Below are 20506 nucleotides of genomic sequence, written 5' to 3'. Positions count from 1 at the left end.
TTCAGGGGCATCAGCCATCCAGCGGCAGCAGCCGTGGCGGGACCCGGTGGAAGAAGGAGAGGGGATCGAGGTACTCGGAGCCGCGCAGCACGCCCCAGTGCAGGCAGGCGGCACCCGGGCAGCCCGGGTGGCCGGCCTCGAGAAGCCCGAGCTGATCGCCACCGCCAACCGTCTGGCCTTCGTGGACGAGGGGGCGTACCGGCTCGTAGGTGGTACGCAGCGCGCCGTGGACCACCGTCACGACCCACCTGTCACCGACCCATCCGGCGAACCCGACGACACCCGGCCGCGCTGCCCGGACACCGACACCGGGATCGGAACGAAGATCCACCCCACGGTGGCCCGGGCCGTAGGGATGCGTGGGAGCGCGGAAGATCCCGGCCACCGTGACCGGCTCCGGCAGCGGCCAACGCCACCTCTGGTCGCCGTCCCGCGCCCGCGCCGGGGCCGGGGCCTGCGCCGGGGACGAGGTTGGGGCGTCGGGCGTGGGTTCAGTCGGCGCCGCGGCTGTGAGCCCGCCTGGGGAGTCGTTGACCGCCGGAGCCGCGGTGGGCTCGGAGGAGGCCGTTCGGGGGATCGCCACCGTCGTCGCGGGTGTGTCCGCCGGTGACCTTGAGGTCGTGGCGTCCGGGCTCGTCGGTGCGGCAGGGATCGCGGCCGTCACGGGCGGTGCCGGGGTTGCCGGAGCGGTCAGCACGTCCGGTGCGCCCGCGCCGAACGACCCGCGGATCGGTACCCGCCCGGGGCAGCCCAGGGCGATCATCAGCGCGAGAGCGGGGATCACGAGCCAGTGCGGGTCGAAACGCGGCGGGTGGGGCACGGCGGTTCGCCTCCGGATTCGGCAGCCGACCGCGGCAGCCCGACACGGCGGCCATGAGTGACCGCTGATGGCCGACAGTGATCGGCTGGCTGCGATCGGCGCCGGCCGGCGTCGTCGCCGCGGGCGGGGTGGGGGAGCGAGGCTCCGTGGACGGTGTGGGGGCGGCGGCCGGGTCCGGTCGGGGGTGGGCCCGGCCGCCGCCTTGCTGGCTCGCGGGGGCTCGGTTTGCCAGCAACATCAGGATGCGTGCATGCGGCGGCAAATGCAGCTACCCAACGGCAAATGTGGATAACCGAAAATGAAAGAGCGAAGACGGTGTCTTCGGGTGTCTCTTGGCGCTTATGGTCGGGTATCGCCGGCCGCCGAGAGCGGGCTCCACCATGCGGGCCGAGGGGCCGCTCCGGCCTTCCGTGGGCGAGTCGCGGCCGGCCTGTGATCGATGGACCGCACCGCCATGGGTGTCCCGCCCGCACCTTGTTCCGCCGCCCCGGACCGCTCCGGTCCGTGCCCACCCGCCCCGCCCCGGCCCAGTGCCGCGTGGCATATCCGGCCGTGCCCCATGCTGAGCTGGGCCGGGCGGGGGCCGGCGTCGCTGGTTCGGGGAGTGGGGATTCGGGGAGTGGGGAGTGGCCACGGCGGCCGGGTATCATCGACACGGAGTCCGTTGGTCGGTGCGTTCCCGGCTTCCTGGACGTCGCGGTGGTCCTGCGGCGCAGTTGTGCCGTGTCGCGGTCTCGTCGCGGTGTTCCTGATGCTGAGGTGTTCTCGGCGCTGTGGTGTTTCACGGTTTTCTACAGCGCCGTCGGCGCCAGGTGCGTCTCCGACGGCGGTCGGGTGGCGGTCGTTCGGTCGATCTCCCACCGCTCGCGGGCTCAGTTCGCACGCCCACTCCCGGCACTGGCCGGGAGGGCCTCCTCGGTCCGTCGCCTCGCGGCGGCCACGGCCATCCGGGCGTCAGGGGCTCCGGTTTTCCGCCGGGGCCGTCACAACCGAGGCGTCCCGGCCCGCGGGCCGGGCGGGAAGGGAGCGACGGATCATGGCCGTCGTCACCATGAAGCAGCTCCTCGAGAGCGGCGTGCACTTCGGGCACCAGACCAAGCGCTGGAACCCGAAGATGAAGCGCTACATCTTCACGGAGCGCAATGGCATCTACATCATCGACCTCCAGCAGACGCTGTCGTACATCGACCGCGCCTACGACTTCGTCAAGGAGACGGTCGCCCACGGCGGCACCGTCCTCTTCATCGGGACGAAGAAGCAGGCACAGGAGGCGATTGAGGAGCAGGCCCAGCGGGTCGGCATGCCCTTCGTCAAGGAGCGTTGGCTCGGTGGGATGCTGACCAACTTCTCCACGGTCTACAAGCGGCTCCAGCGGCTCAAGGAGCTTGAGGAGATCGAGCTGACCGGCGGCACGGAGGTGCGCACCAAGAAGGAGCAGCTCGTCCTGACCCGGGAGAAGGCGAAGCTCGAGCGCACCCTCGGTGGTATCCGCGACATGGCCCGCGTGCCGAGCGCGGTGTGGGTCGTGGACACGAAGAAGGAGCACATCGCCGTCGGTGAGGCCCGCAAGCTGGGCATCCCGGTCGTGGCGATCCTCGACACCAACTGCGACCCCGACGAGGTCGACTACCCGATCCCGGGCAACGACGACGCGATCCGCAGCGCGGCGCTGCTGACCCGTGTCGTCGCCGACGCGGTGGCCGAGGGTCTGATGTCGCGGGCCGGCGCGTCGAGCAACGCCGAGGCCAAGCCGGAGCAGTCCACCGGCGAGGAGCCGCTCGCCGAGTGGGAGCAGGCCCTGCTGCGTGGGGACGCCGCGGCCGAGGCGCCTGCCCCCCCCGCCGCCCCGGTGGCGGCCGAGGCCGCCGAGCCGACCGAGCCGACCGAGGCGGTCGCGGCTGTCGAGACGGCCACCGAGGAGCAGCCCCAGCCGGACGCGGTCGGCACCGCCGTCTGACACATCCTGGTCTCACGCGGGTTCTCCGGGGGCGTGACCACGTCCCCGGAGAACCCGTTCCAGCCCCGGTAGGGCCGTCCGTGCGACTGTCGGGGCGGGCGACCCCTGGGAGGACGGACGTCGACCGCCGCGGGCGGGCGACGAGCGGCCCCGGGGGCGCCTCCGCGCGGCGGCGTCGCGTGTGTTTCGGCGCCGAGACAGAACGCCCACCATCGCCAGCAATCGGAACTGACGAGAAGAGCACCATGGCAGACATCACAGCCGCCGACATCCGCAAGCTCCGGGAACTGACCGGCGCGGGGATGAGCGACGTCAAGAAGGCGCTCGTCGACCACGACGGTGACTTCGAGAAGGCCAAGTCCTGGCTGCGCGAGAAGGGCCTCGCGCAGGTCGCCAAGCGCGCGGGCCGCAGCACGGCGAACGGGCTGGTCGAGTCGTACCTGCACCGCACCGACCCGCAGCTCCCGCCGACGCTCGGCGTGCTCATCGAGCTGCGTTGCGAGACTGACTTCGTCGCCAAGACCGACGACTTCAAGCAGCTCGCGCGGGACCTCGCCCAGCACATCGCCGCGGCGGACCCGCTGTACGTGACCGCCGAGCAGATCCCGAACGAGGTGCTCGAGCAGGAGCGGAAGATCTACGAGGCGGCCGCCCGCGAAGAGGGCAAGAACGACAAGGCCATCCCGAAGATCGTCGAGGGTCGGGTCAACGGCTACGTCAAGAGCGTCGTCCTGCTGGACCAGCCCTGGGTCAAGGACGGCAAGCTCACGATCCGCGCGCTGCTGGAGCAGGCCGGATCCGCGCTGGGTGAGAAGATCGAAGTGGGCCGGTTCGCCCGGTTCAACATCAAGCAGGCCTGAGCGCGAGCGCACCGCGCCGGGCGACGTGACACGGCCGGGCACCCGGTGGGGGAGGACCTCCGCGGGTGTCGGGCCGGAGTCCGTGCGGGGCCCGGGTGCGGCGCGTGGGCGCGAGCGACGTCCGTGCTGTGGGCGCGAGCGACGTCCGTGCTCGCCGGCGGGTGACCGCGGCGGTTGAGCCCGCCACGGTTCGCGCTGGTCGACGCGCCACGCGGGGCCACGGGCAGCCGTGCCGGAGTCGTGCGGCAGACTGCTGTCAGCATGAACATCCTTGGCCGCTGATCCCGGCCGCCGGCGAAGGAGCCGCCTGTGACCGATGACGCCGACAGTGCCGTTGGAGGGGTGGATCCCGCCGCCCGCACCGAGCCCGGGCCGCGGTGGACCCGCCTCCTGCTGAAACTCTCCGGCGAGGCCTTCGCCGGTGGTGAGCCGCTCGGGATCGACCCGGTGACGCTGGCGACGATCGCGCGCCAGATCGCCCAGGTGAGCCGCTCGGGCATCGAGGTCGCCATAGTCGTGGGGGCCGGCAACATGTTCCGCGGCCAGGCGCTCGCCGAGCGGGGCATGGACCGCGCCCGCGCCGACTACATGGGCATGCTGGGCACGGTCATCAACTGCCTGGCCCTGCAGGACGTCCTGGAGCGCGAGGGGATCGTCACCCGCGTGCAGACGGCGATCGCCATGGGCCAGGTCGCCGAGCCCTACCTCCCCCTGCGCGCGATCCGGCACCTGGAGAAGGGGCGCGTGGTCATCTTCGGCGCCGGCCTCGGGGCACCGTTCTTCTCGACGGACACCACCGCCGCCCAGCGGGCGCTGGAGATCAAGGCGCAGGCGGTACTCAAGGCGACGAAGGTCGACGGGGTCTACGACTCCGATCCGGCGACGAACGCCGGCGCCGTCCGGTTCGACAGCCTCACCTACAGCGAGGTCCTCGCGCGCGGCCTGAAGGTCATGGACGCGACCGCGATCAGCCTGTGCATGGACAACGACCTGCCCATTGTCGTTTTCGACCTCCTGACCGAGGGGAACATCTCCCGCGCCGTCCGGGGTGAGAAGATCGGCACGCTGGTCGGAGTCGAGACGTACGGAACGGAAGGTGCGCGGTGATCGACGACACGCTCCTCGAGGCCGAGGAGAAGATGGACAAGGCCGTCTCGGTCGCCAAGGACGACTTCGCCAACATCCGCACGGGGCGGATCACGCCAGCGGTTTTCGGGAAGGTCCTGGTGGACTACTACGGCGCTCCCACGCCGGTGCAGCAGCTCGCCTCGTTCCACATCCCCGAGCCGCGCATGGTCATCATCACCCCGTACGACAAGTCGTCGCTCGGCGCGGTGGAGAAGGCCGTCCGTGACTCCGACCTCGGGGTCAACCCGAGCAACGACGGGACGATCATTCGGTGCGTCTTCCCGGAGCTGTCCGAGCAGCGCCGTCGTGACCTGGTGAAGGTGGCCCGCACCAAGGCCGAGGAGGCCCGGGTCAGCATCCGCAACATCCGCCGGCACGCGAAGGACGCGATCGACCGGATCGTCCGCGACGGCGAGGCCGGCGAGGACGAGGGACGCCGCGGGGAGAAGGACCTCGATGAGGCCACCCACCGTTACGTCAGCCAGGTCGACGAACTGCTTCGCATCAAGGAGTCGGACCTGTTGTCGGTCTGACCCTCGACCAGCGCCCGTCCGCGTGCGACGCCGTGCCCATCCGCTGTCCCGGCCCCTGCGCCCGGGTTCCCGTCCCCGTCTCCGTCTCGTCGGCAAGCTGGCGGGCGGCCGGTGGACGGCGGACCTCGCGGCGCCGTGAGCGTCTCGGCCCTGGGGGTTCCTCCCGAGGACGCCTCCGTGACTGACCGCGCGGACACCCCCGACGGGGGGCGGGGGAACGCCGGCGACGTGCCGGTGCATCCCCGCCCGGTCGACCTGGCCCCGGCCGACCCCGTTCCGGCCGGTCCGGCACCGGCCAACTCCGCCTCGGGCACAGCGGCAACGCCGGACGCGGCTGCGCCCCCGGAGACAGCCTCGGAGCCGCCGCGCGGCGGCCGGGCCCCGCGGAACGGCCGGCGGGTGATCCGGGCCGGGCGCGACCTGCCCGCGGCGATCGCCGTCGGGGTCGTGCTGGGCGCGGTCATCCTCGTCCCGCTGTTCACGCTGTACCCGATCTGGGTCGCGGTGGTCAGCGCCGCCGTGGCGGTCGGCACCTACGAGGTGGTCCGTGCCCTGCATGTCGCGGGGATGAGCGTGCCGCTCGTCCCGCTGGCCGCCGGGGCGATCGCGATGCCCGTGGCCGCCTACACGTCCGGCACCAACGGGCTCGCGCTCGCGCTCGCGGGCACGACCCTGGCCGCCGTCGCCGTCCGCGCGGTGCGCGACCCGGCCGGCGGCGGGCGTCACGGCGGCGGGCGTCAGGCGCGGCTGCGGGACGCCGCGGCCTGCGCGTTCACCTCCGCGTATGTCGGCTTTCCGGCTGGGTTCGCCACGCTGCTCACCTCCGCCCCGGACGGCCACTGGCGCACCATCGCGTTCCTCGGAACCGTCGTGGCCAGCGACATCGGCGGCTACACCGCGGGTGTGCTGTCGGGCGGGCGGCACAAGCTCGCGCCCAGCGTGTCGCCCGGGAAGTCCTGGGAGGGGTTCGCGGGATCGGTGGTGGGCTGCGTCGTCGTCGCCAGCGTGCTGATGGCGTGGCCGCTGGGCGCCGAGATCTGGCAGGGCGCGCTGCTCGGCGCCGCCGTCGCCTGCACGGCGACCGTGGGCGACCTCGGTGAGTCGCTGCTCAAGCGGGACATCGGCATCAAGGACATGGGCAACCTGCTGCCCGGCCACGGCGGCCTCATGGACCGGCTGGACTCGCTGCTGTGTACCGCGCCCGTTGCCTGGCTGCTCATCACCGCGTTCCTCGGCTGACCGATCACCGATTCGTCGCGTGCCCGGGGCTCCTGGCAGACTGGACTGGCCATGACAGCCACGACCGCCGAATCCGGAAACCTCCTGCCACTGGTGTCAGGGCGGTCCAGGCCGCCGCGCCACCTCGCGGACCTCTCCCGGGACGAGCGGCGGGCCGTGGCCACGTCACTGGGCCTGCCGGCGTTCCGCGCCGACCAGCTGGCCCGCCACTACTTCACCCACCACCTGCGTGCCGACGACGCAGACCTGATGACGGACCTGCCCGCCTCGATCCGCCCCGCGCTCGTCGAGGCGATGCTGCCGAGGCTGCTCACGCCGGCCACCGCCCTCGACTGCGACGGTGGCCAGACCCGCAAGACCGTCTGGCGTACCGTCGACGGCGCCAAGATCGAGTCGGTGCTGATGCGCTACCCGCAGCGGGCGACGGTCTGTGTCTCGAGCCAGGCGGGCTGCGGCATGGGATGCCCGTTCTGCGCGACGGGCCAGGGCGGGCTGACCCGCAACCTCTCGACCGCCGAGATCGTCGAACAGGTGGTGGACGCGGCTCGAACGATGGCGGCCCGAACGACGGCCGAGGGTGGCCTGCCCGGTGGTCCCGGCAGGCTGTCGAACGTGGTGTTCATGGGCATGGGGGAGCCGCTGGCGAACTACGCCGCCCTCCTCGCCGCCCTGCACCGCCTCATCGACCCGGTGCCCGACGGGCTGGGCCTCTCCGCCCGCGGGCTCACGGTCAGCACGGTGGGCCTGGTCCCGGCGATCCGTCGCCTCGCCGGTGAGGGGCTGCCGGTGACCCTCGCCGTGTCCCTGCACGCCCCGGATGACGAGCTGCGCGACGAGCTGGTCCCGATCAACACCCGATGGCCGGTGGCCGAGGTGCTCGCCGCCGCGTGGGAGTACGCCCGGGTGACGGGGCGGCGCGTGAGCATCGAGTACGCCCTGATCGACGGCGTCAACGACTCGCCCGAGCGCGCGGACGCGCTGGCCGCCCTGCTGGCCGGCCAGCTCGCGCACGTGAACCTCATCCCGCTCAACCCGACGGGCGGCTCGTCCTGGCAGGCGAGCGCCCCGCGCGGCCAGCGTGTCTTCGTGGAGCGCCTGCGGGCCCGCGGGGTGGCGGCCACCGTCCGGGACACCCGGGGCCGGGAGATCGCCGCGGCCTGCGGGCAACTCGCCGCGGAGCCGCCCGTGCGCTCGAGGGCGGGCCGGTAGTCGTGGCCACCGGGAACTCCGCCGGTCGTCGGCGTAGCCACGGCCGGGCCGGGGCCGGCTCCGCGCGGTCGGGGGCCGCCCGGCAGGGGCTGGCCCGGTCGAGCGCGCTGCGGCACGGGTCGCGTCCGGCGAACACGCTGTGGCTGCCGCTCACCGCGGCGGCGGGGGTGCTCCTGCTCCTGGTCTGGTACGCGATGTCGCAGGATCCCGGGGAGGCGACCGGTTCCTCGTCCCCGGTCGCGTCCGCGCTGGGCGGAGCGGGCGGTGCCTCCGGCGGGCCCGCCGCCCTGGCGGCACCGACCGTCCCGCCGCCACCGCGCAGCGGCTGCGAGACCGGCAGCAGCCTGCCGGCGGGCGTCACCACCGAGACCATCCACGTCGGCGACGTCGACCGGCAGTTCCTGCTGGCCGTCCCGCAGGGCGGCGGGGCGGGTACCGCACTGCCGCTGGTGCTGAACCTGCACGGTTACGGGCAGCCCGCACAGGAGCTCGAGCAGTACACCCAGATGGCGGACAGCGGCACCCGGGCCGGCTACGCCGTCGCCATCCCGGTCGGGGCGTCGAACCGGTGGAACTTCACCCGCTCGGCCAAGGTGGGCCCGGATGACGTTCTCTTCGTCGGCGCGCTGCTCAACGACCTGACCGGCCGGATGTGCCTGGACCCGAAGCGGGTGTTCGCCAGCGGCTTCTCCGACGGCGCCGACATGGTCCTCGCGCTGGCCTGCGCGCTGCCCGAGCGCTTCGCGGCGGTGGTCACGGTCGCGTCGAGCCGCTTGCCGGATGCCTGCGCCGCGCCACGGGCCAGCCTGCTCGAGCTGCACGGCACCGACGATCGGATCGCGCCGTTCAACGGCGGGGGCCAGGCCCGCACCGCCCCCTACAACGGGCTCGTCGCCCAACCGGTGGAGGCCCGCACCGACAGGTACGCGCGCGCTCTCGGCTGCGGCGGCGAGCACTCGACGGCGCAGGACTTCACCCACGTCGCGCGGACGAGCTGGACGACCTGCCCGGCCGGCAAGGACGTCGGCACCCTGGCGATGCAGGGCGGCGGGCACACCTGGCCGGGCGCGGCACCACGGCCCGAGCTGGGTGGCACGGTGACGAACCTGAGCGCGACCGTCGTGGCGCTGGCCTTCTTCAGCGGCCACCCGGCCGACGGCCGGACGGTGACCGGTGGCGGCTCGGGAGGCGGCGCGCCCGCGACGGGCGGCGCGGCCACGGGCGGCGCCACCGCGCCGACCCAGCCGCCGGCGGGGGCACCCGCGACCACCCCGCCCGCCTCGGCGGCACCCGGTGACCAGCCCGAGCCCACACCGACCGGGGCGAGCGACGATCCCGACCCGGCGCCGTCGGCGCCGCCCGGCCCGTCCACGAGCGCGACGCCGACCGGTGAGACGCCCGCAGGCGCCGGGTAGTCGCACGGACGGGTACGTCGCTTCTGGTGATGCCTCGTCGGGCGGCGGGCAGGGGCACGAACGGGCACGTCGCTCCTCGTGACGGTTCCGCGGGCGCCGGGTAGGGGCACAGACGGGCACGTCGCGCCCGGTGAGACGTCCGCGGGCGGCGGGCAGGAGAACGAAGATGCTGGTCACGCCCGGTGAGACATCCGCCGCCGGGGGGTACGGACAGGGGCGGGCAGGTCACGCCCGGATGCTCCGGGTGTTGACCAGTCGTAGGCGCGGCTACACCCATTGCGCACCTTCGGGCCTCACCTGTCATGAACCGAACAGGCCTCGGTCGAAGCGTCGAAGGGCCTGCGAGAATAGGCAGCGTGGCGGAGGCTTCGGTCCAGCGTGAGGTTGTTCTGCTCGGGTCCACCGGCTCGATCGGGACTCAGGCGATAGATGTCGTACGCCGCAACCCGGACAGGTTCCGGGTGGTGGCGCTGATGGGAGGCGGGTCGCGGGTCGACCTGCTCGCGGCGCAGGCGCTCGACCTGAGGGTCGAGGCGGTCGGTGTGGCCGCGGCCTCGTCGGCGCAGGACCTTCAGCTCGCGTTCTTCGCGGAGGCGTCCAAGCGCGGCTACCGCCGTGGCGAGTTCGCCGTCCCGAAGATCCTCGCCGGGCCCGATGCGGCCAGCGAGATCGCGTCCTGGCCGGCGGACATCGTCCTCAACGGGGTGTCCGGCTCGGTCGGGCTCGCGCCGACGCTGGCGGCCCTCAAGGCCGGCGCGACGGTCGCGCTGGCGAACAAGGAGTCGCTGGTCGCGGGCGGCCCGCTGGTGCTCGACGCGCTCGGCGGCAACCCGGACCGGCTCGTCCCGGTGGATTCCGAGCACTCGGCGCTCGCGCAGTGCCTGCGCGGGGGGCGGCGTGAGGAAGTCCACAAACTGGTGCTGACCGCCAGCGGCGGGCCCTTCCGTGGCCGGAGCAGGAACGACCTGGCCGGGGTCACCCGGGAGCAGGCACTGGCCCATCCGACCTGGGCGATGGGCCCGCTGGTCACGATCAACTCGGCGACGCTGATGAACAAGGGCCTCGAGCTGATCGAGGCCCACCTGTTCTTCGGCGTGCCGTATGACGACATCGAGGTCGTCGTCCACCCGCAGTCGCTGGTCCACTCGATGGTCGAGTTCAACGACGGGTCGACCATCGCGCAGGTGTCGCCGCCGGACATGCGGCTCCCGATCGCGCTGGCCCTGGGCTGGCCGGACCGGGTGCCGCTGGCCCAGCCGCCGATGGACTGGACGCGCGCCCAGTCGCTGACCTTCGAGCCCCTGGACACCGTCGCGTTCCCCGCGGTGGACCTCGCCCGGACGGCGGGCCGCCTCGGCGGGACCGCGCCGGCCGTGTTCAACGCGGCGAACGAGGAGGCCGTCGCGGCCTTCCTCGCCGGGCAGCTGCCCTTCGTCCGTATCGTCGACCTGGTGGCCGAGGTGGTGCAGGCACACGAGGTGATCGCCCGTCCGACGCTGGACGAGGTGTTCGCCGTCGAGCGTGAGGCCCGCGCCGCCGCGAACCGCCTGATCGAGAAGGCCGGCGGGCATCCCGTGGCGGCCGGAGGACATGGTTGATGGCAACTCTGGGCATCGTCGCCTTCGTCCTCGCCCTGTTCGTCTCCGTCGTCCTGCACGAGGCGGGGCACTTCGTCACCGCCCGCTACTTCGGGATGAAGGCGTCCCGTTTCTTTGTCGGCTTCGGCCCCACCCTGTGGTCGAAGCAGCGCGGGGAGACCGAGTACGGCATCAAGGCCATCCCCGCCGGCGGGTTCGTCAAGATCGAGGGGATGACCTCCCTCGAGGAGATCGACCCGGCGGACGAGCCCCGTGCCTTCTACAAGGCGCGGGCGCGGGCCCGGCTGGTGGTGATGTCGGCGGGGTCGTTCGTGCACTTCGTCATCGCGATCGTGCTGATCTACGGGGTGCTGGTCACCATCGGCACCACCCAGCAGAGCCAGACGATGATCGGGCGCACGAGCTGCGTGGCGACGACGTCCGCCTGCACCGGCCCGGGGCCGGCGGCGGCAGCCGGGCTGCGGGTCGGCGACCGGGTGGTGAGCTTCGACGGTGTGGCCGTCACCACCTGGGAGAAGTTCACCCGGCTCGTGCGCGATCACGGGCCGGGCCCGGCGGTGCTCGTGGTGTCCCGCGACGGCGCGGACGTCACGCTGCGGCCGGACCTCGTCGAGGTGCTGCGCGACCGCGAGACCGGCCTCGCGGGCAAGGACCCGGTCGGCGCCCTGGGGGTCAGCCCCGGTCAGGAGACCGTCGACTACGGCCCGCTCTCGGCGGTTCCCGAGACGTTCTCGGTCATCGGCTCCGGGTTCACCGGGATGTACGAGACGTTCACCGAACGGATCGATGACATTGGCCGCATCTTCGGTGACAACCGCGACGAGAGCGGTTTCATCAGTGTGGTCGGCGCGGCCCGCCTCGGCGGTGAGGTGGCCGCGGCGGACGACGGCTGGACCGACCGGATCCGCGGTTTCCTGATCCTCGTCGCCGCGATCAACCTCGCCATCGGGATCTTCAACCTGTTGCCGCTGCTCCCGCTCGACGGCGGGCACATCGCGGTGCTCGGCTTCGAGCAGGCCCGACACGGCCTGCGTCGGCTGCGTGGCTATCGAGGCCCGGTGCAGCCGGTGGACTTCGCCAAGCTGTTACCAGCCACGTACGCCACGGTCGTCGTTCTCGTCGGGTTCAGTCTGATCATTCTGTCCGCCGACATCGTCAACCCCATCCGCATCAATCAGTAGCTGCCGTGTACCCGCGGTGGCGCGCGGTGGTGGTCTGCGGACGTCCCGGTCGCCGGTAGTTCCGGTGCGGGCGTCGCGTCTGGCCGTCGTGAGTGCGCCGCCCCGCACGACGCCGACTGACCCGGACGATCCCGTCCGTGACGGGCCTGGCCGGGTCGCCATCTGACGATCAAGCATCCGACACGCCAGTGAGGACATCGTGACCGTAACTCTGGGCATGCCCGCCGCTCCGCCTCGTCCGGTCGGAACGCGGCGGCTCAGCCGGCAGATCCACGTGGGCAACGTCCCGGTCGGAGGTGACGCCCCGGTCTCCATTCAGTCGATGTGCACCACGCTGACCTCGGACGTCAACGCGACCCTTCAGCAGATCGCCCAGCTCACCGCCGCCGGATGTCAGATCGTGCGGGTGGCGGTGCCCAGCCAGGACGACGCCGACGCGCTCCCGACGATCGCCCGCAAGTCGCCGATCCCGATCATCGCCGACATCCACTTCCAGCCGAAGTACGTCTTCGCCGCGATCGACGCCGGGTGCGCCGCCGTCCGGGTGAACCCGGGCAACATCAAGCAGTTCGACGACAAGGTCGGCGAGATCGCCCGCGCCGCCAAGGCGACCGGCACCCCGATTCGGATCGGGGTCAACGCCGGGTCGCTCGACAAGCGCCTGCTGGAGAAGTACGGGAAGGCCACTCCGGAGGCGCTGGTCGAGTCGGCGCTGTGGGAGGCCTCGCTGTTCGAGGAGCACGACTTCCGGGACATCAAGATCTCGGTGAAGCACAACGATCCCGTGATCATGATTCAGGCCTACCGGCTGCTGGCCCAGGCCTGTGACTACCCGCTGCACCTCGGTGTCACCGAGGCGGGCCCGGCGTTCCAGGGCACCGTGAAGTCCGCGGTGGCCTTCGGCGCGCTGCTGTCCGAGGGAATCGGCGACACGATCCGGGTCTCGCTGTCGGCGCCGCCGATCGAGGAGATCAAGGTCGCTTCGGCGATCCTGGAGTCGCTCGGGCTGCGCGAGCGCAAGCTGGAGATCGTGTCCTGCCCGTCCTGCGGCCGCGCCCAGGTGGACGTCTACACCCTGGCCAACGAGGTCAGCGCCGGGCTGGAGGGCATGGAGGTGCCGCTGCGGGTGGCCGTCATGGGCTGCGTCGTCAACGGCCCCGGCGAGGCCCGTGAGGCCGACCTCGGTGTCGCCTCCGGCAACGGCAAGGGACAGATCTTCGTGCGCGGAAAGGTCATCAAGACGGTGCCGGAGGCTCAGATCGTGGAGACTCTCATCGAGGAGGCCATGCGGCTGGCCGAGCAGATGGAGGCCGACGGCGCGGCCTCCGGCTCGCCGTCGGTGTCCGTGGCCTAGTACCTGGAAGGGCTGGATGGGTCTGCCGCTTCGCTCCGCTCCGACCCGGCTGCTTGACGATCGGGATCTGCCCGCGGTCACCCAGCTGCTGGGCCGCAACCCGGTAGCCGATGTCTTCGTCGCGTCGCGGGTGGCGGCGTGCGGTCTGGACCCCTGGCGCCTGGGCGCCGAGGTGTGGGGCCACACGGTCGACGGGACCCTGACCGCCCTGTGCTACTCAGGCGCCAACCTGTGGCCCGTGGCGGCGGGCCCGGCCTCGGCGAAGCTTTTCGCCGAGCGGGCCCGCCGGCAGGGCCGCCGCTGCTCGTCGATCGTGGGCGTCGGCTCGGCCGTCACCGCCATGTGGCGGCACCTGGAGCCGGTGTGGGGCCCGGCCCGGGAGATCCGCGCCGACCAGCCGTTACTCGCGATCCAGGCCCCGCCGCGCATCGCGCCGGACCCGGCGGTGCGCCAGGTCCGGCCGGACGAGCTGGACGTGCTGCTCCCCGCCTGCATCGCCATGTTCACCGAGGAGATCGGGGTCTCCCCGGTCGGGGCCGACGGCGGCGCCCTCTACCGTTCGCGCGTCGCCGAGTTCGTCGGCCAGCGCCGCTCGTTCGCCCGCATCGAGGACGGCCGGGTGCTCTTCAAGGCCGAGATCGGCGCCGTCGCCGGCGACGTCTGCCAGATCCAGGGCGTCTGGGTCGATCCGGCCCTGCGTGGCCGTGGCCTCGGCGCCGCCGGGACGGCCAGCGTCGTGGCGCTCGCCCAGGCGACGTTCGCCCCGGTGGTCAGCCTGTACGTGAACGACTTCAACCACCCCGCCCGGCGCGCCTACGAGCGCGTGGGGTTCGAGCAGGTGGGGACCTTCGCCTCGATCCTGTTCTGACCAGAGCGCGCTGGTGACCGACGTGCACTGAGCGGCCACGTTCCGCGCATCTTTCCGCCCGGTTTCGTCCGGCGCCCGCCAGCTGCGAGCGCCCTACGCGACCGGGCGTTCACGCGTGGTGGGAAATCGTGTCATCCGTGTGAATTCCGGTGACGGGAAGACCCTTGGTCTGGCATCCTTACTTTCCCGATGTGTCCAATCGACTTGATGCGCTCGATCGACTTTGTGTAAGGCGCCGTGCGTGTGGGAAAGGGAAACGTGATGAGGCCCAAGAGGCTGTGGCAGCGGTTCGTGCCACTGGTTGCTGCCGGTGCGTTGGCGCTGGCGGTCACCGCCTGCTCGGGCGACGACGGGGGAACGGAGTCCGTGTCGGCGTCCGGGGAGGTGACCGGGACCCTGCGGCTGGGGTACTTCCCGAACCTCACGCACGCCCCGGCGCTCGTCGGCGTGGGGCAGGGCATCTTCGCCAAGGAGCTGGGGTCCGGCGTGAAGCTGGAGCCGTCGACCTTCAACTCGGGCACCACGGAGGCGGAGGCGATCCTCTCCGGCGCGCTCGACGCCGGCTTCATCGGCCCGAACCCCGCGGTGAACACGTTCATCAAGTCCAAGGGCGAGGCCATCCGGATCGTCTCCGGCGTCACCTCCGGCGGGGCGGCCCTGGTCGTCAAGCCCGAGATCACCTCGGTCGAGCAGCTGCGTGGCAAGACGCTGGCGACCCCGAGCCTGGGCAACACCCAGGACGTCGCGCTGCGGTTCTACCTGAAGAAGAACGGGCTCGTGACGGACACCAAGGGCGGCGGTGACGTCTCGATCCGCCCGCAGGAGAACTCGGTCACGGTCGACGCCTTCAAGTCCGGCGCCATCGATGGCGCCTGGGTGCCTGAGCCGGTCGCCTCCCGGCTGGTCGCCGAGGGCGGCAAGGTGCTCGTCAACGAGGCCGACGAGTGGCCTGACACCGACGGGAAGTTCGTCACCACCCTCCTGATCGTCCGCACGGAGTACCTGGAGAAGAACCCCGAGATCGTCCGCCGGCTCATCGCCGCCAACATCACGGCGATCGAGCAGCTCAACGCCGACCCGGCCGCCGGGCAGACTGCCGCGAACGAGGCGCTGGACAAGCTCACCGGCAAGCCGCTCGCCGACGGCGTCGTCACCTCGGCCTGGAAGACGCTGACCTTCGGCCCGGACCCGATCGCCAAGTCGCTGTTCCTCTCGGCGGCGCATCAGGAGGAGCTCGGGCTCATCGAGGACCCCAAGCTCGACGGCATCTTCGACCTGAAGATCCTCAACGAGCTGCTGGCGGACGCCGGCGACCCCGCGGTCTCGGACAAGTAGGCCTCCACACAGGTAGGTCTCCGCACAACTGAACCTCTGCACAACTGAACCTCTGCACAACTGAACGACCGATCGACCGCGGCTCGGTGGGCGCCTCCCGTCCGCCGGGCCGCGATCCGGGCTCTGCCCCAGCCCGGCGATGCCGCGACCGAGGCTGCGCGGCCGGTGCCACACCGGCCGCGCAGCCCGTTCCGCGTCCAGATCACGACATACCCTGAGGGGAGCAAGCTGTGACCGCGCTCGCGACGGACACGGCGCTGCGGATCGACGGCGTCAGCCGGGTCTTCGGTGCCGGCGCCGGTCAGGTCCACGCCCTCGACGGCATCCACCTGGATGTCCGTCCCGGCGAGTTCGTCTGTCTGCTGGGGGCGTCGGGCTGCGGCAAATCGACCCTGCTCAGCCTGGTCGCCGGGCTCGACCGGCCGACCGTGGGCACCGTCGACACCGGTGGCCGCCAGGTCGGGATGATGTTCCAGGACTCGGCCCTGCTGCCCTGGCTCACGGCCGGCGGCAACGTCGAGGTGCCGCTGAAGCTGCGCCGGGTGCCGAAGGCGACGCGCCGGGCCCGGGTCGACGAGCTGCTCGGCATGGTCCGCCTGGCCGGCCAGGGCGACCGCCGCCCGCACGAGCTCTCCGGCGGCATGCGCCAGCGGGTCAGCCTCGCCCGGGCGTTCGCCCAGGAGGCGGACATCCTCTGCATGGACGAGCCGTTCGGTGCCCTCGACGCGATGACCCGCGACCTGCTCCACGACGAGCTGGAGCGGATCTGGCGCGAGACCGGGGTCACCGTCCTGTTCGTCACCCACGACGTCCGGGAGGCCGTGCGCCTCGGTGACCGGATCGTCCTGCTCTCCTCCCGGCCCGGACGGGTCGCGGAGATCTTCGACGTCGCCATGGATCGCCCCCGCCGCATCGACGAACACCAGGTATCCGAGCTCGCCTCCGTCGTGACGGCGCGGCTGCGGCAGGAGGTCGCCCGCCATGGCCACTGACACCGACACGGTCACCAGCCGCTCCCTGGAAGCCGGTAGCGGGACCGATGGCCGGAACCTCGGCCCCGGGCCCGGCGGCGACCCCGCCACCGGCGACCCCGCCACCCCGGCGCAGCGGACGTCCGACGAGGCGCTCGCCGGCCTGGACGCCCTCGACCTCCCCGTCTCGTCCGGGCGGCCGACCGCGGGCCGGATCTGGTCGGTGACCTGGCCGAAGATCGCCGCGCTCGCGCTGTTCCTGCTCGTCTGGCAGATCGTCGTCTGGTCGGGGTGGAAGCCCACCTACGTGCTGCCCGGCCCCGGCGACACGCTGCCGGAGTTCTTCGACCAGCTCGGCACCGCCGAGTTCTGGGACGCGTTCGGCCGCACGCTGACCCGCGCCGGCGAGGGCTACGCGGTGGCGGTCGTGCTCGGTGGCGTCGTCGGCCTGGTGGTCGCCCGGTTCGGCCTGCTGCGCGCGGCGGTGGGGTCGTTCATCACCGCGTTGCAGACCATGCCGTCGGTGGTCTGGGTCCCGCTCGCGATCCTGCTGTTCAAGCTCAACGAGTCCGCGATCATGTTCGTCGTGGTCCTGGGCGCCGCCCCGTCCGTGGCGAACGGCGTCATCTACGGCGTCGACTACGTCCCGCCGCTGCTCGTGCGGGTCGGGCGCAGTATGGGGGCGCGCGGGTTCTCGCTGTACCGCCACGTCGTGGCGCCGGCGGCGTTCCCCTCGGTGCTCGCCGGGCTCAAGCAGGGCTGGGCGTTCGCCTGGCGCAGCCTGATGGCCGGCGAGCTGATCGTCATCGTGCCCGGGCACCCCTCGATCGGCGCCGACCTGCAGAACGCCCGGGACCTGTCGGACACCGTCGGCGTGCTGGTGTCGATGCTGACGATCTTCGCGATCGGCGTCGCCGTCGACGCGGTCTTCAACATCCTCGACCGGCGGATGCGTGAGCGCCGCGGCCTGCTCTCCGAGGGCTCGAACGCGGTGAGGGCGGCTCGTGGTCCTCGGAACGGTCGTCCGAAGGAGGATCCGACCGGTCCGACCGGGCCGGTCGGACCGCTCTCCGGCGCGGACACGTCAGCGGTCTGACCTTCGTCCGGCCCTCGCCCGGTGTCGGCCGGACGGGCGGTCCGGCCGCCCATGAGGAGCCCACGGGAAGCCCGCCCGCAGTGCGGACGGCAAGATGGGGGACATGCAGATCTCCGCCCGGGCCGACTACGCACTGCGGGCCCTGCTCACGCTCGCCGCGTCGGACGGCAGCCTCGTGAAGGGGGAGACGCTCGCCTCGGCCCAGGATCTTCCCCTGCGCTTCCTCGAGAACATCCTCACCGACCTGCGCCGCAGCGGCCTCGTGCAGAGCCGCCGCGGTGCCGACGGCGGCTACCAGCTGTGCCGCCCAGCCGAGGAGATCACGATCGCGACCGTGATCCGGGCGACCGACGGCCCGCTCGCCAGCGTGCGCGGCCGCCCTCCGGAGAACGCCCAGTACGAGGGCGCGGCCAAGCACCTGCAGGACGTCTGGATCGCCGTCCGGGTCAACCTGCGCCGGGTGCTCGAGTCGGTGACCCTCGCGGACGTCGCCAGCGGGAAGCTGCCCGACATCGTCCGTGACCTGAGGGACGAGCCCGACGCCTGGGTCACCCGATAGCGCGGGCGCCGGTGGGCTTCTCCTGGTTCGCCCCGGACGCGGTGCCGGCCGTCGACGGGACATCCCTCCCGGACGACCGCAAGCCGCTCGCGGCCGTGGTGTTCGACTGGGGCGGGACGCTCACCCTCTTCCACGACGTCGACCTGCTCGACCTGTGGCGGATGACCGCGCTGGAGATCTCGTCCGCGCACGCCGACGAGATCACCGCGATCCTGGCTGGCCTGGAGACGAGCTGGTGGCATGCCCGGGACGGCAGTGACGGCCTGGCCGGCAACGGCGCGGCGGGCGGTATGACCGGGTCGGTCACCGAACTGCTCGCGGCCGCCTCCGCGGCCCTCGGCGTGGACGTGGCCGCGGCCGTGCTGCGCGCGGTCAGCCGGCGCGACCTCGCCGCCTGGACCCCGCACACGGTGTGCGATCCCGAGGCGCTGCTGCTCGTGCACCTCGTGCGTGCCCGCGGCCTGCTCGTCGGCCTGCTCACCAACACCCGCTGGCCACGGGCCTGGCACGAACGCCTACTCGAACGCGACGGCCTGCTCGACCTCTTCCACGCCAGGATCTACACGAGCGACCTGCCCTTCGACAAGCCACACCCGATCGCCTTCCAGGCGGTGCTGGCCGCGCTGGGCGTCACCGACCCGTCCCGGGTGCTCTTCGTCGGCGACCGGCTGCGGACGGACATCCGCGGCGCGCGGGCGGCCGGCATGCGGGCTGTGCTGGTCGCGGACGGTGGCTCCGCGGACGGCGGATCGGCGGACGGCGCCGCGGCGGGCCTCGGCGGTGGTCCCGACGGGGTGGTCCTCGATCCGCGTGATCCCCTTGGGCTGGCGGTGGCGGGCCGCGATCTCGCGGGGCGGGCCGACCTGGGCCGCGACCCCGCCGCGCGGGATCTGCCCGGTGCGGACGGGGCCGCGGCCGGGGCGTCCGCGTCGATGTTCGCGGATGCGGTGATCGGCCGCCTCGGCCACCTGCTCGAGGTCCTCGACCTGCTCGGCGCTCCCGGGCCTGGGTCACCCGCCCCACGTCGCTGAACGGCCTCTCCGGACGCGCCCGGCGGGAGAGCCGCCGAGCGTGTTGTCCGGGCCGGGTTGTGTGCTGCTCGTGTGACTCGCTTCGGGGCGGGCGCGGGTCAGCTTCCGGGAAGCGCGGGGACCGCGGAGCCCGGTGGGGTTCCCGCGGCGAGGCGGGCGCGTTGGCCACGGAGGGTCATCGCCACCAGGGCGTCGACGGCGAGTTCGCGGTCGGCGCCGGTGAGGACGCCGACCGCGTCGTGGGCGGCCACGGCCGAGCGGTCCTCGACCCTGGCGAGCAGGTCGAGTGACCCGGCGACGCCGGCCGGCTCGACCGGCAGCCGGTAGGCGGCGAGCGCGGCCGGCGGCGTCGCCCCGCGGGCCCGCAGCGCGGCGACCAGCGAGTCGCGCAGCGTCCGATGATCATCGTGTGCCACCCGGGCGAGCTCGCGGGCCGGTCCCGCGGCGGCCCCGAGCGGGGCGAGGACCCCGCCCGCGGTCGCCGTCGCGTAGACCGCCGCGTGCGCGGCCGCGAGCATCGAGGACAGGGCGACGACCGCGGCGTCTTCGGCGGTCATCCGGCCGCCCCCGGTGCGCCCAGTGCCGCGACGAGTTCGGCGTGCGCGGACTCGGCCGCGCACAGGCTCGCCAGCAGCGGCGCCAGGCCGGCACCGGCGGCGAGGCAGCCGGTGCGGTGCGCCGCTGCGGTCGTCCGCTCAAGCTCGGCCAGCGCGCTCAGTGTGGTGGCCCGGGTCTCCGGAGTGTCCGATCCGGCCGGCGGGGGAGTGTCCGCGGCCGGGGAGGAACGCAGGCCCGCCCCGGACGGCGTGCTCGCCCCGGCCGGCGTGCCCGTCGTGCCCGCCGCGGTCGCGGCCTCGGGCAGGCCCTGGGCGACCAGCTCGCGGGCGTGTTCGGCGTGCTGGGCGCGGATCGCCCGCAGCGTCTCCGCGAGGCCCGGGTGCTGGTCGATCGCGCTGTCGTAGGCCTCGATCAGCGCGGTCTCCCGGGTGTGTGCCGCTCCCGCGGCGGTGACGTCGGCGGGGGTGACCCGGCTGGTGGAAGCGCCGCCGGTCGAGGTGGTGCAGCCGGACATCCCGGCGAGGAGCAGCCCGCCCGTCCCGGCCAGTGGCAGCACGGCCAGAAAGGCCCGGCGGGACGGACCGGGACCGGCGGCGGTGGGCACGGCTGGCAGCTTCGCACATCGGCGTGCTGCCGTCGGCGCGCCGGTGGCACCGGTCGGCAGGCGAGCCGGACCGGGCCCCGATTGGAGTGCTCCGCCGGCGGACGTAGGCTAAGGGATCTCGACCGTGTGACGCTCGACGCCCGCTTCCACGGGCACGCGCATCCGGGACGACGGTGCCGTCGATCTCCGC

At 72.8% G+C, this 20506-nt stretch carries 19 protein-coding genes; 16 read left to right on the top strand and 3 right to left on the bottom strand.

Annotation, left to right across the window (positions count from 1 at the left end; all coding sequences use genetic code 11):
* Positions 1–10: 10 nt before the first annotated feature.
* Positions 11–820: a M23 family metallopeptidase gene (locus tag E0504_RS23465; RefSeq protein ID WP_131625896.1), complete on the bottom strand. Its 810-nt coding sequence runs from the start codon at positions 818–820 to the stop codon at positions 11–13.
* Between the two features lie 1036 nt (positions 821–1856).
* Between E0504_RS23465 and rpsB the strand changes: the two genes are divergently transcribed.
* From rpsB to E0504_RS23385, 16 genes are all read left to right on the top strand, one after another.
* The gene (gene rpsB / locus E0504_RS23460) at positions 1857–2777 is read left to right on the top strand and encodes a 30S ribosomal protein S2 (RefSeq protein WP_112105086.1); all 921 of its coding nucleotides are present in this window, start codon (positions 1857–1859) and stop codon (positions 2775–2777) included.
* A gap of 245 nt (positions 2778–3022) precedes the next feature.
* The gene (locus E0504_RS23455; RefSeq protein ID WP_041253727.1) at positions 3023–3637 is read left to right on the top strand and encodes a translation elongation factor Ts; all 615 of its coding nucleotides are present in this window, start codon (positions 3023–3025) and stop codon (positions 3635–3637) included.
* Positions 3638–3946: 309 nt separating this feature from the next.
* Complete coding sequence (pyrH, locus tag E0504_RS23450; RefSeq protein WP_071060590.1) at positions 3947–4744, top strand: UMP kinase; 798 nt, start codon at positions 3947–3949, stop codon at positions 4742–4744.
* Complete coding sequence (frr, locus tag E0504_RS23445) at positions 4741–5298, top strand: ribosome recycling factor (RefSeq protein ID WP_020458794.1); 558 nt, start codon at positions 4741–4743, stop codon at positions 5296–5298. The genes pyrH and frr overlap by 4 nt, the downstream gene beginning before the upstream one ends.
* A gap of 111 nt (positions 5299–5409) precedes the next feature.
* Positions 5410–6537 (top strand): phosphatidate cytidylyltransferase, encoded by a 1128-nt coding sequence (locus E0504_RS23440; protein WP_112105087.1) that lies wholly within the window; start codon positions 5410–5412, stop codon positions 6535–6537.
* A 51-nt stretch (positions 6538–6588) separates the two neighbouring features.
* Positions 6589–7746 (top strand): 23S rRNA (adenine(2503)-C(2))-methyltransferase RlmN, encoded by a 1158-nt coding sequence (rlmN, locus tag E0504_RS23435; RefSeq protein ID WP_131625895.1) that lies wholly within the window; start codon positions 6589–6591, stop codon positions 7744–7746.
* 2 nt (positions 7747–7748) lie between these two features.
* Positions 7749–9161 (top strand): PHB depolymerase family esterase, encoded by a 1413-nt coding sequence (locus E0504_RS23430; protein ID WP_112105089.1) that lies wholly within the window; start codon positions 7749–7751, stop codon positions 9159–9161.
* Between the two features lie 302 nt (positions 9162–9463).
* Positions 9464–10759, top strand: a complete 1296-nt coding sequence (gene dxr / locus E0504_RS23425) for a 1-deoxy-D-xylulose-5-phosphate reductoisomerase (protein ID WP_235013702.1) — start codon at positions 9464–9466, stop codon at positions 10757–10759.
* Entirely contained in the window at positions 10759–11940 is a 1182-nt protein-coding gene (locus tag E0504_RS23420) for an RIP metalloprotease (RefSeq protein WP_071060582.1), read from the top strand. The genes dxr and E0504_RS23420 overlap by 1 nt, the downstream gene beginning before the upstream one ends.
* Before the next feature lie 199 nt (positions 11941–12139).
* On the top strand, positions 12140–13294 hold the full coding sequence (gene ispG, locus E0504_RS23415) for a flavodoxin-dependent (E)-4-hydroxy-3-methylbut-2-enyl-diphosphate synthase (RefSeq protein WP_112105090.1): 1155 nt from the start codon (positions 12140–12142) through the stop codon (positions 13292–13294).
* A gap of 16 nt (positions 13295–13310) precedes the next feature.
* A complete protein-coding gene (locus tag E0504_RS23410) occupies positions 13311–14162 on the top strand; it encodes a GNAT family N-acetyltransferase (protein WP_131625894.1) in 852 nt (283 codons plus the stop codon).
* 261 nt (positions 14163–14423) lie between these two features.
* Complete coding sequence (locus E0504_RS23405) at positions 14424–15497, top strand: ABC transporter substrate-binding protein (RefSeq protein ID WP_112105098.1); 1074 nt, start codon at positions 14424–14426, stop codon at positions 15495–15497.
* 230 nt (positions 15498–15727) lie between these two features.
* Positions 15728–16489: an ABC transporter ATP-binding protein gene (locus E0504_RS23400; protein WP_112105092.1), complete on the top strand. Its 762-nt coding sequence runs from the start codon at positions 15728–15730 to the stop codon at positions 16487–16489.
* The gene (locus tag E0504_RS23395; RefSeq protein WP_112105093.1) at positions 16479–17564 is read left to right on the top strand and encodes an ABC transporter permease; all 1086 of its coding nucleotides are present in this window, start codon (positions 16479–16481) and stop codon (positions 17562–17564) included. The genes E0504_RS23400 and E0504_RS23395 overlap by 11 nt, the downstream gene beginning before the upstream one ends.
* Before the next feature lie 103 nt (positions 17565–17667).
* Positions 17668–18123, top strand: coding sequence for an Rrf2 family transcriptional regulator (locus E0504_RS23390; protein ID WP_020458805.1), 456 nt, complete (start codon positions 17668–17670; stop codon positions 18121–18123).
* A gap of 11 nt (positions 18124–18134) precedes the next feature.
* Positions 18135–19154 (top strand): HAD family hydrolase, encoded by a 1020-nt coding sequence (locus E0504_RS23385; RefSeq protein ID WP_112105094.1) that lies wholly within the window; start codon positions 18135–18137, stop codon positions 19152–19154.
* 98 nt (positions 19155–19252) lie between these two features.
* Here E0504_RS23385 and E0504_RS23380 read toward each other — a convergent pair whose 3' ends face one another.
* A complete protein-coding gene (locus tag E0504_RS23380; RefSeq protein ID WP_112105095.1) occupies positions 19253–19711 on the bottom strand; it encodes a DUF4439 domain-containing protein in 459 nt (152 codons plus the stop codon).
* Positions 19708–20316 carry a hypothetical protein gene (locus E0504_RS23375; protein WP_235013703.1) on the bottom strand — a complete coding sequence of 203 codons (609 nt, stop codon included), beginning with the start codon at positions 20314–20316 and terminating at the stop codon, positions 19708–19710. Before E0504_RS23375 ends, E0504_RS23380 begins: the two co-directional genes overlap by 4 nt.
* Between the last annotated feature and the right edge of the window lie 190 nt (positions 20317–20506).

The sequence above is a fragment of the Parafrankia sp. BMG5.11 genome, from assembly GCF_004337455.1.
The sequence above is the reverse complement of the archived record's forward strand: the minus strand, read 5'-3'. Positions and strand labels throughout refer to the sequence as shown.

What these genes read in the sequence shown, in the direction of transcription:
- E0504_RS23420 (WP_071060582.1), top strand. Translation starts at nt 10,759, where the DNA reads ATGGCAACTCTGGGCATCGTCGCCTTCGTCCTCGCCCTGTTCGTCTCC.
- rlmN (WP_131625895.1), top strand. Translation starts at nt 6,589, where the DNA reads ATGACAGCCACGACCGCCGAATCCGGAAACCTCCTGCCACTGGTGTCA.
- E0504_RS23455 (WP_041253727.1), top strand. Translation starts at nt 3,023, where the DNA reads ATGGCAGACATCACAGCCGCCGACATCCGCAAGCTCCGGGAACTGACC.
- E0504_RS23405 (WP_112105098.1), top strand. Translation starts at nt 14,424, where the DNA reads ATGAGGCCCAAGAGGCTGTGGCAGCGGTTCGTGCCACTGGTTGCTGCC.
- E0504_RS23380 (WP_112105095.1), bottom strand. Translation starts at nt 19,711, where the DNA reads ATGACCGCCGAAGACGCCGCGGTCGTCGCCCTGTCCTCGATGCTCGCG.
- E0504_RS23410 (WP_131625894.1), top strand. Translation starts at nt 13,311, where the DNA reads ATGGGTCTGCCGCTTCGCTCCGCTCCGACCCGGCTGCTTGACGATCGG.
- dxr (WP_235013702.1), top strand. Translation starts at nt 9,464, where the DNA reads ATGAACCGAACAGGCCTCGGTCGAAGCGTCGAAGGGCCTGCGAGAATA.
- E0504_RS23390 (WP_020458805.1), top strand. Translation starts at nt 17,668, where the DNA reads ATGCAGATCTCCGCCCGGGCCGACTACGCACTGCGGGCCCTGCTCACG.
- E0504_RS23395 (WP_112105093.1), top strand. Translation starts at nt 16,479, where the DNA reads ATGGCCACTGACACCGACACGGTCACCAGCCGCTCCCTGGAAGCCGGT.
- rpsB (WP_112105086.1), top strand. Translation starts at nt 1,857, where the DNA reads ATGGCCGTCGTCACCATGAAGCAGCTCCTCGAGAGCGGCGTGCACTTC.